13 protein-coding genes are annotated in these 14,828 nt (G+C 44.2%); 8 read left to right on the top strand and 5 right to left on the bottom strand.

What is annotated here, in order from left to right; translation table 11 throughout:
• The first annotated feature begins 285 nt into the window (after nucleotides 1-285).
• Both L3V36_RS02045 and L3V36_RS02040 read left to right on the top strand, forming a co-directional pair.
• A complete protein-coding gene (locus L3V36_RS02045; RefSeq protein ID WP_208774172.1) occupies nucleotides 286-1,620 on the top strand; it encodes a sphingomyelin phosphodiesterase in 1,335 nt (444 codons plus the stop codon).
• A gap of 39 nt (nucleotides 1,621-1,659) precedes the next feature.
• Complete coding sequence (locus tag L3V36_RS02040) at nucleotides 1,660-2,610, top strand: chromosome partitioning protein ParA (protein WP_208774300.1); 951 nt, start codon at nucleotides 1,660-1,662, stop codon at nucleotides 2,608-2,610.
• Between the two features lie 4 nt (nucleotides 2,611-2,614).
• On the opposite strand, the gene L3V36_RS02035 is transcribed toward L3V36_RS02040, so the two are convergent.
• Entirely contained in the window at nucleotides 2,615-3,649 is a 1,035-nt protein-coding gene (locus L3V36_RS02035; protein ID WP_102447982.1) for an AraC family transcriptional regulator, read from the bottom strand.
• Nucleotides 3,650-3,818: 169 nt separating this feature from the next.
• Between L3V36_RS02035 and L3V36_RS02030 the strand changes: the two genes are divergently transcribed.
• Both L3V36_RS02030 and L3V36_RS02025 read left to right on the top strand, forming a co-directional pair.
• The gene (locus tag L3V36_RS02030; protein ID WP_102447983.1) at nucleotides 3,819-4,832 is read left to right on the top strand and encodes a DUF2804 domain-containing protein; all 1,014 of its coding nucleotides are present in this window, start codon (nucleotides 3,819-3,821) and stop codon (nucleotides 4,830-4,832) included.
• 87 nt (nucleotides 4,833-4,919) lie between these two features.
• Entirely contained in the window at nucleotides 4,920-5,768 is an 849-nt protein-coding gene (locus L3V36_RS02025; protein ID WP_102447984.1) for a sterol desaturase family protein, read from the top strand.
• A 15-nt stretch (nucleotides 5,769-5,783) separates the two neighbouring features.
• On the opposite strand, the gene L3V36_RS02020 is transcribed toward L3V36_RS02025, so the two are convergent.
• From L3V36_RS02020 to L3V36_RS02005, 4 genes are read right to left on the bottom strand one after another with little or no spacing between them, the layout of a single operon-like run.
• On the bottom strand, nucleotides 5,784-8,222 hold the full coding sequence (locus tag L3V36_RS02020) for a carboxypeptidase-like regulatory domain-containing protein (RefSeq protein ID WP_102447985.1): 2,439 nt from the start codon (nucleotides 8,220-8,222) through the stop codon (nucleotides 5,784-5,786).
• Nucleotides 8,223-8,269: 47 nt separating this feature from the next.
• A complete protein-coding gene (locus L3V36_RS02015; RefSeq protein ID WP_017085122.1) occupies nucleotides 8,270-8,980 on the bottom strand; it encodes a molecular chaperone in 711 nt (236 codons plus the stop codon).
• Nucleotides 8,977-9,414 (bottom strand): DUF4402 domain-containing protein, encoded by a 438-nt coding sequence (locus L3V36_RS02010; RefSeq protein ID WP_004734872.1) that lies wholly within the window; start codon nucleotides 9,412-9,414, stop codon nucleotides 8,977-8,979. The genes L3V36_RS02015 and L3V36_RS02010 overlap by 4 nt, the downstream gene beginning before the upstream one ends.
• Before the next feature lie 52 nt (nucleotides 9,415-9,466).
• On the bottom strand, nucleotides 9,467-9,901 hold the full coding sequence (locus L3V36_RS02005; RefSeq protein WP_004734871.1) for a DUF4402 domain-containing protein: 435 nt from the start codon (nucleotides 9,899-9,901) through the stop codon (nucleotides 9,467-9,469).
• A 1,018-nt stretch (nucleotides 9,902-10,919) separates the two neighbouring features.
• Here L3V36_RS02005 and sbcB point away from each other — a divergent pair.
• The 4 genes from sbcB (at nucleotide 10,920) to cdd (ending at nucleotide 14,666) form a co-directional block, all read left to right on the top strand.
• Nucleotides 10,920-12,344, top strand: a complete 1,425-nt coding sequence (sbcB, locus tag L3V36_RS02000; RefSeq protein ID WP_102447986.1) for an exodeoxyribonuclease I — start codon at nucleotides 10,920-10,922, stop codon at nucleotides 12,342-12,344.
• A 25-nt stretch (nucleotides 12,345-12,369) separates the two neighbouring features.
• Nucleotides 12,370-12,741, top strand: a complete 372-nt coding sequence (locus L3V36_RS01995; RefSeq protein ID WP_004734867.1) for a CidA/LrgA family protein — start codon at nucleotides 12,370-12,372, stop codon at nucleotides 12,739-12,741.
• Nucleotides 12,742-12,743: 2 nt separating this feature from the next.
• A complete protein-coding gene (locus L3V36_RS01990; protein ID WP_017090893.1) occupies nucleotides 12,744-13,421 on the top strand; it encodes an LrgB family protein in 678 nt (225 codons plus the stop codon).
• Between the two features lie 357 nt (nucleotides 13,422-13,778).
• On the top strand, nucleotides 13,779-14,666 hold the full coding sequence (cdd, locus tag L3V36_RS01985; RefSeq protein WP_004734864.1) for a cytidine deaminase: 888 nt from the start codon (nucleotides 13,779-13,781) through the stop codon (nucleotides 14,664-14,666).
• The last annotated feature ends 162 nt before the right edge of the window (nucleotides 14,667-14,828 follow it).

Genomic DNA, 14,828 nt, shown 5'->3' with positions numbered 1-14,828 from the left:
TCGTGATTCACAGCATCCATTTCTGGTTATTTACCGACCTATGATTTCCACGAAAACAACCAGTAGTGACTTACCCTCAAACCCAAATCGTTCCTCTATTTTTTAGCGTGCGCGCGTATCACTTATCATTCAGGCAAAGCAATATGTTAATTTTCAATGAGTAATCTAATTTATAAAACCATGGCATATATCTAATATTTGGATAATTCCCATAGAGTTATAACTCCAATGTCACAACTCTTTACTACGTTATTCTTTAAACCAATCAGTAAGGATAACGTGAAAATGAAAACTCAATGGACTTGCCTGAGTGCGATACTTGCATCAGCTTCATTCATTTCAACCTCGGCTATTGCAGATACCGATGTGTACCTGACCAATAACACTAGCCAAGTAATGACGATTCAAACCAATCACACGGGTACCGACCAGCTTCAACTCGGTGATGAGTGGCAACAGCATGTAGAACAGATTGGCCCTTGGGAGACGAAGAAGCTGATCAGTTTCAATCGCTGGACTGGAGTGAAATCTGGGAAGACCTACGAGTTTGACACTGTGGTATCGAACGCTGTGGGCGAGAGTGTCACGCTCAACCAAACCATGAAGGGTCATTGGTATAACTCGACACTACAACATGGCTTGAGTGCCGCAGACGTCAACCTAACGTTGCATGACGATCGTAATATTCATCGCAGCACGACCGATGCATTCGGGGTCAATGCAGAACTAGCACTTAAAGCCGATTCTACGGCGCGCTACGATGATATTTATTACACCATCACCCCGCCAAAAGTGGATGAACAGCCAGAACCGGATGCCAATACACTGAAAGTCATGACCTACAACATCTGGGCGCTGCCAGCCATCGCTTCGCATATTGGTGACCGCTATGACCTGATCCCTCAATACGTAAAGGGCTATGACGTGTTGGCGCTACAAGAGGTGTTTGCTAACGGCAGAGATGAATTCTTGCGTGAGCTTTCGAAGGAGTATCCTTATCAAACCAAAATGCTCGATAAAGACGGGATTAACATCTATGACGGCGGCGTAATCATTGTCAGCCGCTACCCTATCGTCAACGAAGCGCAATACGTGTTCCCTGATTGTACAGGCACAGATTGTTTCGCTGATAAGGGCGTGAATTACGCCGAGATCATCAAGAATGGTCAGGCTTACCATGTGTTTGGCACTCACACCGCATCATTCGATACGGACACCGCTCGTGACTACCGACAACGTCAATTCAAGCAGATGCGTCAGCTTGCTCAATCACTGGAAATACCAACCTCTGAAACGGTTATTTACAGCGGTGACTTCAACGTGAACAAGCTGAAGTTCCCAGACGACTACCAACAGATGTTCGCTAACCTGCAGGCTGATGAACCAACATACTCTGGTTACACCGCTTCTACCTTTGACCCACGCATCAACAACTTTGCGGGCGAACCTATGTCGGGTGGGGAAAATGTCGAATACTTGGATTACGTAGTGGTGAGTTCGGAGTACGCACAAAAAACTCACAACAATAACCGCGTTGATGTTCCTCGCTCAACCAGCAGTGAATTATGGAAGCACTACAACCTTTCAGACCACTTCCCTGTCAGTGCCGTGATTAAGTAGCGCGGTGAACCAATAATGCATCGAGTTATATTAATCCTAATGCTCGTCGCGGTGACGAGCATTGTTGGCTACTCATGGTCATCAAAATCGAATGAAACACCGCTATCTTCTGCTCAACACACAGAAGCTAAGCCGCGTGTTTCTACGACAACTGATGACGATAATTTCACACCAACTGCAACCGCCAGTTCGGAAAACTCCGCATCGCACAGCAATCAAGCCCAAGCTGGAGCACTGGACGGTAAAATTCTTGCTGAAAACTTGAGTGAATTCGAAGGTAAGGCTTTATTCGATGAACTCGATGGGTTCTGGAAGCTTTGCCAACAACGTGATGACTGCACTGAGCAACTCGCACGATTAAAATCGGAGTTGCCGAGTATATGGTTTGAGTTACTGACCGACTATCCACAACTATCAGTCGACTGGCAATTAACTCAAAGCACTATCCCACTAGAATCCATAGAGACACTTGAAGAGCGTGTTGCCCTATTCAAGCAGTCTGCACAGCAAGTATGGGGAGAGTTGGCCCACCAGCTATTCGCAGACCAGTTTACTCATCTGGATTTTACGCTTGACGCAAACACCCTTAAAGAAAACGAAGCGAGCCAGTTTTTGACCAACTATCAAGATTTGCTTAGTGAATGGCAAAACAATACGAACACGTTAAACGCCGAAACACCGCTTCAAAAATATGAATTGGCAGTCTCTTTGATACCCAACAGCTATAGCCCTGCTGAGATAGTATCAGTCAAAGCCGACCTTCAAGAGACCTACCTAGATGAAATGCAGGCCAGCAACATTACCGAAAGAGAACAGCAAGTCGCGCAACAGCAACAAACCGTGATGAGTTATCACGAGCAACTGGATCAGCTCAAAGCGACCTTAGGCTCTCAGCGCTCTTCAAGTTATGCCACTTGGACTCAACACGATTGGGACAGTTACTATCAGCAGCAAGTCACCGATTTCAGGGAGCAGTTTTTTAGCAAGTAACGCTTTAACTTAAACCGTCACGAAACTGCGCGGGCGTTTTATTGAGCCAACCTTTAAACGCCCTTCTGAAATTTGCGGGGTCGCTATAACCGAGCCTTTCACCGATATCATCGATACTCATGGTTGTGCCGAGTAACAGCTCTTTGGCCAGTTCCACTCGAACTTCGGTAAGCAATATTTGATAACTGGAATCATGGGTCACTAGCTCTCGCCTGAGTGTACGAGAGCTACAACCAAACTCATCCGTGAGTTGTTCAATATTCGGGAAACTGCCTGCGGTTTGATAAAAGATCGTTTTGATTTGGTTAGTCAGCAGATGCTCAGAGTCCAGCGTTTCCACTATCGACTGGCAAGACGCAAGATAGCGCTTCAGTGTCGCGGCATCATGAGTCAATAAGGTTTGTGATAAAACCGAGGCATCAAAACGCAGTTCACAATGGCTTTGCTCAAAAATCACCGGGCACTGGAAACTGTCGTCATAGAGCTTGGCGTAGTTAGGGCGAGCATAAGGTAAAGCCAAAGTGTGAATATCCAATTCATGACCAGTGAGTTCTTTGAACAAAGAGACGATGGAACTCAAGAAATACTCACTGCAGAAAGGTAGGAGATCGCCCACTTCCAAGGTGTTCTCAATCTGAATCACTGCTTGCTCGGAATCTAGAAACAATTTAACCGAGAAAATAGGACCGTTCAGGCGCAGATATTTGAAGCCCGACTTGATGGCCTCCCTGACATTTTGACTGGTTGATAGCGCATAACCCAACACACCAAAATGGCTCAAGCTAGCGTGTTCTCCCAACCAAAGCCCCAAGCCATCGTGAGGAAAACTCTGATTAGCCGCGCTAAATAACGCAAGCTTGTCAGCGTAAGTCAGCTTTCCATTCGAGTCTCGCCAATCCATATTCGGCAAACCCACATCATTGAGTAGCCTTTCAATATCGATACCTCGTTGCTCTAACGTATTCAACAGCAGCGCGATATCTAATGTCCCCAACTGATGCCGATGTCCGGTTGGCTTATACTCCGCGATAATCTCCAATAGTCTCTCCTTATATCGAGCCCATTCACATCAACATGACTACTCAGCTTCAACAACACTACTGACAAAATCGTGATTGGCAACGCGCTCTTGTCCGAATATGACCTCCCAATTCTACGCTACTCATCGCACAATGGCTTTAGTTGTTAAATTAATGTGAACTATCGCAATGATAAAAACGAATCCTGCTCCACACAGTTTGATTGATTCTAATGGTCAGCCGATCATTGGGCATTTCGATGGCATCCCAAAGCACCTGAACATCGAGAACTTTGACTACCGAAACTCGATGGATTCAAAAGCAAACCTTTGGCAGAAGCACTTCAACTACAAGCAATTTCAATTTGTCAGCATCGTCACCGAAACGCACATTATCGGCGTGGCAATCGCGGATATTCGCTACTTAGGCTCGGCATTTTGTTATCTGTACGATATTGAAAACAACCATCTGGAAGAGTCATCTTGGTTGAGGCTATTAGGGTTTGATAAGCATGTAACGCCTTCACCATTCGAAGGAAAGACAAGCATTGCAGATCAAAGCATCACCTTTGATATTGAAGACGGACAATGGCGAGTTTGCTTGAATACCAAACTCATCAAGGCCGATATCGCTTTAGAGCCTGAAGCCGACAGCTTGCCCTTGGCGATGTGCAGCCCAACGGGTTATTCAGGTTGGACTTACACCCAAAAGCACAATGCTTTGCGCATCAGCGGTGAAATCCAAATCAAAGGAGAATCACTCGTTCTCGAACAAGCTCGTGCCGGTTATGACTTTTCAGCGGGCTACATGAGACGTGAAACCAGTTGGCGCTGGGCAAGTATCAACACGCAATCCAATGGCACAGATATTGGCCTAAATCTCGCTGCGGGCGTGAATGAAACCGGAGGCTGCGAAAACGTATTGTGGGTCAGTGGAACCAGACACTTACTTAACCCGGTACAGTTTACGTTTAGTCGCCAAGACACGAATTTACCTTGGCAGATAACATCACAAGATGGACGTATAAACCTGACCTTTACGCCCTTAAATAACCGCAGCGAAAAGCTCAATTTATGGCTGTTAAAGAGTAACTTTCGTCAGTTCATTGGTCACTTTTCTGGCTCGATTGAAGACAACAATGGAGTGACACATCAACTCGATGGTGTTCTTGGCCTAACAGAAGATCACTTTGCTCGCTGGTAACGTAATTCTGCTGATTGAATCTCAGGCGAGCAAGTCTAAGTAAACTTGATACTAAGAACGCGTATGGCGTCTCAACAAGGATAAAACATGAATATCGACGCATTAATCAATCACCCAGAATGGCTACTGCTGGTATTAGCGCCCTTATTCGTGGTGTGCATGTTGGCTGAGTATTTTATCGGTCAGAAGCAAGGTCGATTGCCAGATAATTCCAACTATAAACTTTCAGAAGTGATGTGTAACTTCACGCTGGCGGGAATGCATCAACTCTCCGATTTGCTCACCGGGTTATTGGTCGTGCAGCTGTATCTATGGCTGTTTGGTTGGCGCTTAATGGACATTGAAATGGGCGTGCTGAGTTTTGTCGTATTGATGGTGTTACAAGACTTTTTCTATTATTGGTTCCATAGAGCAAGCCATCGTATTCGCTGGATGTGGGCCGCGCACGTCGCGCACCACAGTTCAGAACAGATGAACTTCAGTACGGCTTTCCGTCAGAGTTTGATGTACCCATTCGCAGGCATGTGGCTATTTTGGGTACCGCTCGTCATCATCGGTTTCGACCCTAAATGGGTCATCTTTGTGGTGCTTCTCAATCTAGGTTTGCAGTTCTTCGTCCATACACAATGGATACGAAGCTTGGGGCCACTTGAATACATCTTTAACACCCCTTCGCATCATCGAGTACATCACGGCAAAAACCCGCAATACATCGATAAGAACTACGCCGGTGTTTTGATCATTTGGGATAAATTGTTTGGTACGTTCGAGCCTGAAATTGAAACCGTGCGTTACGGCGTCACTAAGCCCGTAAACAGTTTTAACCCGATAGTGGTCACCTTTCAAGAATGGAAGGCCATATTCAAAGATTTGAAGAACCGAGAGCTAACCACGAAACAGAAAGTGCGATTGATACTGTCGCCTCCTTCAGACTAATCAAAACGATCGGATTTAGTACACCTTATGAAAATCAATGAGGTTGAATGTGAGGTCGCTTACCCAGAAATCGCCGTCCAAGTCAGCACCTTGCACGTATCGCTTGTCGCCCATTTCTAAAGTCACAATGTATTTGCCCGCGATGAGCCCCTCTACCATGTAAAAGCCATCGCTCTCAATCTCGCTCGAATACTCGGTGCCTTTCTGGATATGTTTAAAGTGCAGATAAGCACTGTTTTCTAGATCGCCTTCCACTGTGCCATCGACGCCAAATGACACCACCATTTCGATGTGAGCATGAGTTAGCCCGACTTGCTTAGTGTTTACAAACACAGGGTTTTGAATCGGCGTGAGGTTAAGGTCGAGCGCCCCTTCATCAATATAGATAGGTAGATTCTCTCGAGCTGGAACACTTGAGAATTCAAATCGGCCCTTTGCATCACTGACCGCTCGTTGGTCTAAGATTTGTAGGCTTACGCCTTGTATGGGTTGTTTGTGGTGATCGTAGACAACGCCCGTCAGCTTAGAATGGTTGTATCGATTCCACTCAACAAACTCACCAATGCTTTCATCAAAGTAAGTTTTAGCACCGAATTCGGTTGTCATCTCGACACCGTATCGGTCTTCGGTTCCTTCTAGCTTAAAGAGTAAATAAGGGTTCACTCGAGCTTCTAAAGAGGCGGAAAACGAAACTTCCTGTTTTTGATAGCGAGCCGATACGTTCGTCGTGAGCTCTTGAAAAACCTCCAGAGGATCGAGCAGGCACTCTTTACAGGCATTCCTTAGGGATAATTCTGTTCGTTCATGATGACCAGATCCATCAACAGTTCCAGAAATATTCCACGACGTATCCGAAAAACCGCTTTTAGCCAAACCAATAGTGTGTAGATAGTCTTCTTGATGAGAAGCTTTGATGTATCGATAGTCACCGGCGTATGAGACAAACAGATTACGAGCCACTTTCGAGTTCAACTTGGGTTCAACGCTCAACTCATCTTCATCATCCCTTACCGTCAAAAAGGCCGTTAGATTGGCAAGCGACAGGTTGTATTTGAAAACATCGTACTCCATCGACTCTAAGTCCAATTCATCGGTTTTATTAAGCTCTATCGATGCCGACTGATCACCATTGATCAAAATATCAAACTCCATTGGAAACCGATTGAACTCCGGCAACCAACCGATATGACCCGCGAACCAATGCGCCGGTAAGTATCGTCCTTGAACACCAATCAAGTCTTTGCCATTTTGCCTCATAAAGGCACTACCCACGGTGAAGTAATCGGCAAGCCCATATTCGAGCGACACAGCGCCAGCTCGGTCTGCACCTTCATTGCCCACCACTTGCACGCCCCACTCGTTGCTTGGCAGAAATGCATCTTCTAAACCGGCGACGGTGATCTCTTCTTCCTGCCAGACACCTTTCGATAAGTAGTAGCGAAACTTGATGGTGTCACCGGGGGAGATGTTGTCTTCTTCAACCACGAAACGTCCAAACTCATCAGAGCGATAAGTGGTTTGATAAATGCCATTGACTAAAACATCGATGCTGATATTAGGTTGAGTAGTTCGTTCGAGTTGAAGGTTGCCGAACTCTGTCTGTCGCTTTCGGTTGGTGTAATAGAGCCCATCTTCGAGGGTTTGATTCACGGTAAAGACGCTGCCATCTAATAACACATGGCCTACTTCCAAAGAGCCTTCACCGTCATGAGCTTCTACCGCAATGTTGTAATAAACGATAGGGTTATCTTCTCGTGAATCAATCGACAAGCGAGACAAGGAGTGTTCAGTGCTTAATATGGTGTCTGAAATTGCGTAAACATCACCGCCAGTTTCACTGTCGTGATAAACCGAAGTCGCTAACCGAGTCGCCAAACCCACGGCGGCAACAGGTTCGAAAGCTGGCGTGTTTTCAGCTCGCTTGAGATCCTCGGCCTTTTTACGTGATTCATTTTTCATCTTAGAAATAGCGGCTTCCAGTTCAGTCAATGAACTGAATTCTGGAGTAACAGTAAGCCGATAATCATCAATATCCCAACGCACTTTTGCCGGGATACAAGCTTGCAAGCTGTACCAGTGGATGTAAGTTTCTGAGTCGATGACTTGATATTTGATCGACTGGATATTGGTGTCATCGCGATAACAAATGGCTTGTTCGGTATCTAAAATGTACGGAGGAGATTCTCTTCCCACATCTTGAGGCAAATACAGTTCGCAATATCCGCTTTCATCACACTGACCATTCATTTCGAGTAGATAAAAAGCGGCATTGGATATCGAAATGAAGGGTTCTTCGTAGTCATCCATCATGACACGATAAAAGCTATCCCCGACTTTCCCGACTCGAACTTCAACATGGGCTGGATAGAGTTCACTCGCCTCACTTTCTGCTTTAGATTGCGAATACGCACCAAAAGGAAACAGTGAAGCGAGCAACAAAAGTCGCCAAACCATGCAATTGAACACTGGCTTTTACAGAGTTCGCTTAAATGAAACGAGCACTACAGAACACATTCGTACAGAGGCTGTTCGTTCTGGACCAGTGAGATCTTTGAGCCTTTTGGGAAAGGCTTGGTTAATTCAGCATTACGAAGTAGCACCACTTTTTCGCTATGCTCGTCTACATTCAATTTCGCAGTAAACTGAAAGTTACCATCGTTACGAATCTTGATGCTTTGGTTGTCACACGCAAACTTAACATCTTGCACCTGCTCACCTTTCTGAACATAAACGGGTACATAACTGTTGATGTGAAAGTTCAGTTGAAAGGCTGAACCATCATTGTTGGTTTTACTTGAAGACAACGCAATGTCTGATAGCTCTGCAGCTTTTGCTATTGGGGAAAACCACAAGTAAGCACGATATTCACCATCAGCCATGTCAGCAGGCAGAGCATTCATACGTAAGCGAACCGTGCGTCTTTGATTGGGTTTAAGTTCACGAATTATTGGTGGTGACACTTTAATCCAACTCGCGATATCTTCTGATTGCGCGATATTAGCGTCAGTTCGAACTAAGCCACTCGCCTTTACCGGGCGATAAATCGGTTTTATCTCCAAGCGAATCGGTTGATCTGAATTGTTTTCGACGACGATTTTTTCAGTCACCGAAGTGTCGGCATCCAGCACAAAACGAGTCGGTGCGATGAGTAACTGAGCATAGGCTTGTGTTGTGAAGATTAAGCCGAGAACACATGAGATAAACAACTTCATTTATAATTAACCTCAAAAGGGATTGTACTGGTGTAAAGGCCTGCTGGGTGGTTAGCGCCGATTTTCACTTTGGCACCAATACACAATAATTTGCTTCTTCCATTCCCTTTGATTTTGGCTCTACCACGCTTTGATAAGCCACAACCAAAATAGAACTTTCTAATACGCAGGCGTTTGGATTTACGAGAATGGTTTAGATATTGCTTGGAAGGGAGAGAAACCACGATTTTTTTACCAGGCTCACCTTCAACATAAAAACGAACCACATAAACCTGACTATTGGATGGGTTTGAATCCGCATTCTGGCCCGACCCAGAGATATACATGCCCGGAAATTTCACTTCCATATTCTCAGGAATAATTTCTAGCGCATGAAAAGGGCTGGAGTAAATCATCAGACCAATATAAATCGCGTATTTGAATAGAACACTCATAGTAAAAGCGGCTGCTTTATAGCAGCCACAATATTACACTGGTTTCATTTAATTACTGGTAAGTTACATCTACTGCAACGTTAGCAGTATATGTACCAGCAACTAATGTCGCACTTGAAGTACGTGCAGTACCACCAATATTAAGAGCCGCAGTACCACCGGTAAGAGTAATAGCGTTATTAAAGTCGAATTCAGCTGCAATCGTATTTACGCCGTTAACCAAGTTAGTATCAGAAATACTTACTGTTACTGCATCACCAGATTCTCCAGAAAGAGTAAATGCCGCCGCTCCAGCATCACCTTGAGCGATAACAACGTCCGTTGTGTTGTCTGAAGTGATGATACCGAAGTCAAGATCACTTGTTTTTGTCATTGTAATTGCTTGTTTTACTTCTAGTGTTGCATCAAAAGTGTCACTCACAGCGAAAACGTTCGCTGAAGAGATAGAAAGTGCAGATACAGCAACAACCTTAAAGACTTTGTTCATTTCTTTAATCCTTTATATAAAATCGGCTTTATTATTAGGGTTACCTAATAGTCAATCAAAGTTAACAATTAAGTAACAACAATCCTATTTAGAAAATATATATATTGACACTTATTTATAAAGAAATGAGGCGCAGTGAGAATAAGATCACGCAAATTGATATAAATAACACTAACAATAATAATGGTATTGGATCATTTTTACCAATTATATATAAAACTGGTTTTACACTTAATTCCTTTATTTTTGTATGTAATTACTTCTATAAAAAGACCTTAATTAAAGTAACCCTAAAATAAAGAACAAGAATAAAGGACAAGAATAAAGCCTTATTATATTCAGGTTAATTACTATATAGATCACCGTGTTGCAATACAGTCTCAGAAGTGAAACACGATGACAATTAAAATAAATTGTAATAAAAATGAAATATTAGAGTTTCATTTTTATCAAATTCAAACACAGATTATAGAAAGTATTAAAAATGAGACCGACATAACGCTCCAGTCAAATTAACCCCGACAATCATAAATACCAAAAAATTAATTAAATCTAAGGGATTGTATTGCGAAAAACACCTTGATTGGACAGCGCCAAGACAGGCAAGTGAAGCAGTTTAAACATCTGCGCTGCGGTTTAGACACAAGCACAGCGGATTAGCCTCAGGTACAGCCGATTAGCCACCAGTCAAAAAACAACGAGATGTTTCTAATCACACAGCTTTAGAGTACAAGACAAACAAACTCATTCGCGGTAAACCTGAAACCCGACTCATCGCCTTACAACAGCTAAGGTGACAAGATAGGTTAAAAAAGAGGTACACAGGCAGAATTGTGACCATAGAAAAGCCACAATTGGATTCAAAACCTTCCCCACCGACTCGATTGAATAGTAAAGCACCGTTTTCCGGCAATTTATTTGTGATCTGGGTTGCACGCGTACCGCATACTATCAGATACTGAACAAAACTAACCTTCAGCCACAGTAAACGTTCCGCGCTTGCTGTTCAGGAAATTCAATGAGTTCAGATAATCAGCCGACCTACTTCTTTTTCGATTACGAAACGTGGGGCGTTAGCCCAGCAAAAGACCGTCCGAGTCAATTTGCGGGTGTTCGTACCGACCAAGATTTCAATGTTATTGGAGAGCCTCTGGTTATCTATTGCCAACCTCCCGCTGATTACCTCCCTGCGCCTGAAGCTGCACTGATCACCCGTATCACACCACAAAAAGCGGCTTCACAAGGTCTTCCTGAACCAGAGTTTATCGCTAAGATCCATGCTGAGTTGGCGAAACCAAACACCACAAGCCTTGGCTACAACAGTATTCGATTCGATGATGAAGTAACGCGTTACACCTGTTACCGAAACTTCATCGACCCATATGCGTGGAGTTGGCAGAACGGCAACTCGCGTTGGGATCTGTTAGATGTAATGCGCGCTGTTCACGCACTGCGCCCTGAAGGCATTGTTTGGCCAGAGAACGAAGAAGGTTATCCAAGCTTCAAACTGGAACACCTATCTGTGGCAAACGGCATTGAACATGAGAACGCGCACGATGCGATGGCCGATGTTATTGCGACCATCGAGTTAGCGAAGAAGCTGAAAGCTGCACAACCTAAGATGTTCGATTACCTCTACAACATGCGTCATAAGCGTAAGCTGAATGACCTGGTTGATATTGTAAACATGACACCATTGATGCACGTTTCGGGCATGTTTGGCCGTGACTGCAACTACACAAGTTGGATTGTGCCTATGGCTTGGCACCCAACCAATCAAAATGCCGTTATCGTGGTTGATTTAGCCAAAGATCCAAGCCCACTGTTAGAACTGGACGCTGATGAACTCAGAGACAGACTCTACACCAAACGCAGTGAACTGGGTGAAGACGAGCTACCCGTACCAATCAAATTGGTTCAACTGAACAAGTGCCCCATTCTTGCGCCAGCGAAAACCCTAACGGCTGAAAATGCGGAAACTATTGGTATCGATCGTCAACAGTGCTTAAAGAACTTAGCGCTATTACGCGAACACCCAGAGATCCGCGAAAAACTGATCTGCCTGTACTCACAAGAGCGAGAGTACGAAAAGAGTGATGATGTTGATACACACCTTTATGACGGTTTCTTCTCACCTGCTGATAAAACAGCGATGAACATCATTCGCGAAACTGACCCAAATAACTTGGCAGCTTTAGATATCACCTTCGGTGATGAACGTATTAAACCGTTACTGTTCCGTTACCGTGCTCGTCATTTCCCATGGACGCTCGACGAAGCTGAGCAATTGAAATGGGCGAACCATTGTCGTGAGTTTTATGAAAGCCGTTTAGAAGAGTACATGCTCAACCTTGAAAACCTCGCGCATGAACATGAAAGCGACGAGAAGAAAATGGCTATCTTGAAGGCGGTTTATCAATACGTAGAAAAGTTAGCTAGCTAATTCCATTATCAAGAGACGTAACACTTTGAAAGAAAGATTGATCCAACTGGTTTACTGCTTAATCTCCTTCACCTTAATCATAGGTGCACTTACAGCAGGTAACGCGTTACAGCACTTTTTGGATACCTCAATCCCAGGCAGTATTTTTGGCATGTTGATTCTGTTTGCCGCCATGGTGATTGGTATTGTTCCTTCGCACTGGGTACAGCCCGGTGCAAGCTTGATTATCCGCCTAATGATCTTACTGTTTGTTCCGATCAGTGTTGGGTTGATGGATCACTTCGACATGCTCATCGCGAACGCATTGCCAATTATGGCAAGCGCCGTTGGTGGCACGTTGCTGGTGTTGGTGTCCTTATCATGGTTTTTAGACCGCTTGCTTTCGAGAGGTAACTGATCATGTGGATTCTACTCACCATCGTGGTATTCCTGTTTGCTCGCTGGGTAAGTCAAAAAGTAAACTCACCGCTGTGTAATCCCCTGCTTATCAGCATTGGTATCATCATTCCGATACTCACGTTCTTTAGAGTACCGTTTGAGACTTACTATGCCGACAACACCTGGATTACCTACATGCTTCAGCCTGCGGTTGTTGCACTTGCTTACCCGCTTTATGAACAGCTACCTCAAATCAGAGCCAACTGGCGCATTATTACCTTTGCTTGCACGCTAGGCAGTGTGATGTCGATGACAACGACAGCATTAATCGCAGTGGCTTTTAAAGCGGACTTAACTTTGATTGCGAGTTTATTAGGTAAGTCAGTCACCACACCAATTGCGATGGAAGTATCGAGCCATTTAGGTGGTGAAGCAGCAATTGCGGCAATACTGGTATTGATTGTTGGTCTGTTTGGGGCAATTTTTGCTTACCCAATCTACAATCTCATTGGTATTAAGAGCCCTATCGCGCGTGGTTTAACCATGGGTACTGTGTCTCACGCTTTAGGCACGGCAACCTGTGCTGAAAAGAATCAGGAAGATGCTGCATTCAGTTCGTTGGCATTGGTTCTTTGTGGGGTTATCACCTCAATCATTGCACCGAGTATATTTTCGCTCGTGGTTTGGTTCTATTCTTAACCACTTTGATTACAGTTTATACGCGCTCTAATAGATGAGTTGGTAAATAGCTAAACTCACTGGTTCGCGACTTTTAGGCGTTACAGATATCAATAAGCCCAAGCATAACCTGATTATTTCAGTGATAGCTTGGGCTTTTTTCTCTCATTTATTCATCAATACGTGACAAACCAAACTCAATTTCAAGCAATAAGTGCGATATCAATGGTAGTTTTTACTCTTGCAATCGATTTCATCTGTGACCTCACTCTAATTATGCAAACCAATGTAACAACAACAACGCAGTAGTGATCAAGGTCACAGAAAATTCCTGAGCATTGCATAGAATTAAAGCCTAAGGTCAATTAAGGATTCAACATGAACAGTCGTATTACCCTGGCGCTGGAAAGTGCTCCAACAGCAATCAAAGCACTTTTGAGTGACATCGTATTAGCAGACAACTTTGACGCGACATTGTCTCCAGAACAATTTGCTAGCCTACTGCAAGCAAGTGGTTTAGCGGATGACGAGCTACGTATTGCGCTACTTCCTTTTGCCGCAGCCTATTCTTACGCTCCGTTATCTGACTTTTATGTTGGTGCAATCGTGCGTGGTTTGTCTGGCACTCTGTATTTTGGTGCAAACCTTGAAATCGCTGGTGCTCAACTTGGCCAAACAGTACACGCTGAGCAATCTGCAATCAGCCACGCTTGGATGAAAGGCGAGCAAGGTATCTCTGATATCACAATCAATTTCAGCCCTTGTGGTCACTGTCGTCAATTCATGAACGAACTGACCACAGCAAAAGAACTTAAAGTTCAACTTCCACAACGTGATGAAATGTCTCTGCAAGAGTACCTACCAGACTCATTCGGCCCTGCTGACTTAGGTGTGACGACTGGCCTAATGACTAAGCTTGATCATAAGCACACGACTGAAGAAACAACGCCTATTGTTGTAGAAGCGCTAGCAGCACTAAACCGCAGCCATGCTCCTTACACCAAAAACCTAAGTGGTGTTTCACTGCAATTGACGTCGGGTGAGATTTTCACCGGTGCTTACGCTGAAAACGCAGCGTTCAACCCGAGCTTACCTCCTCTACAAGTGGCGTTGATTCAACTTAAACTCGCTGGCTTCGATTTTGAACAGATTGAAAGTGCAGCGTTGGTTGAAATTGCCGAAGGTAGCATCAGTCACCTAGCGGATACGCAATCTACATTAGAAGCGATTAATCCCGACATTCCAGTGACTTACTTAGCAATCTAAGTACATCTAATTAACAAAATTTTAAATAAGCAGCCCTATTTAACGGGGCTGCTTTTTTTATACCTGTAATTAACGCAACAACTTGCGCAAACGTTTGCTTTTATCATTGAAATAAGTATGATCACCCCGTTTTCAATCAATCGTTCAAAAGATCGGAAGGAA

The organism is Vibrio sp. G-C-1, assembly GCF_021728015.1.
Classification (GTDB): Bacteria; Pseudomonadota; Gammaproteobacteria; order Enterobacterales; family Vibrionaceae; genus Vibrio; species Vibrio splendidus.
Note: the sequence above shows the minus strand (reverse complement) of the source record. Positions and strands in the feature narration are given on the sequence as shown.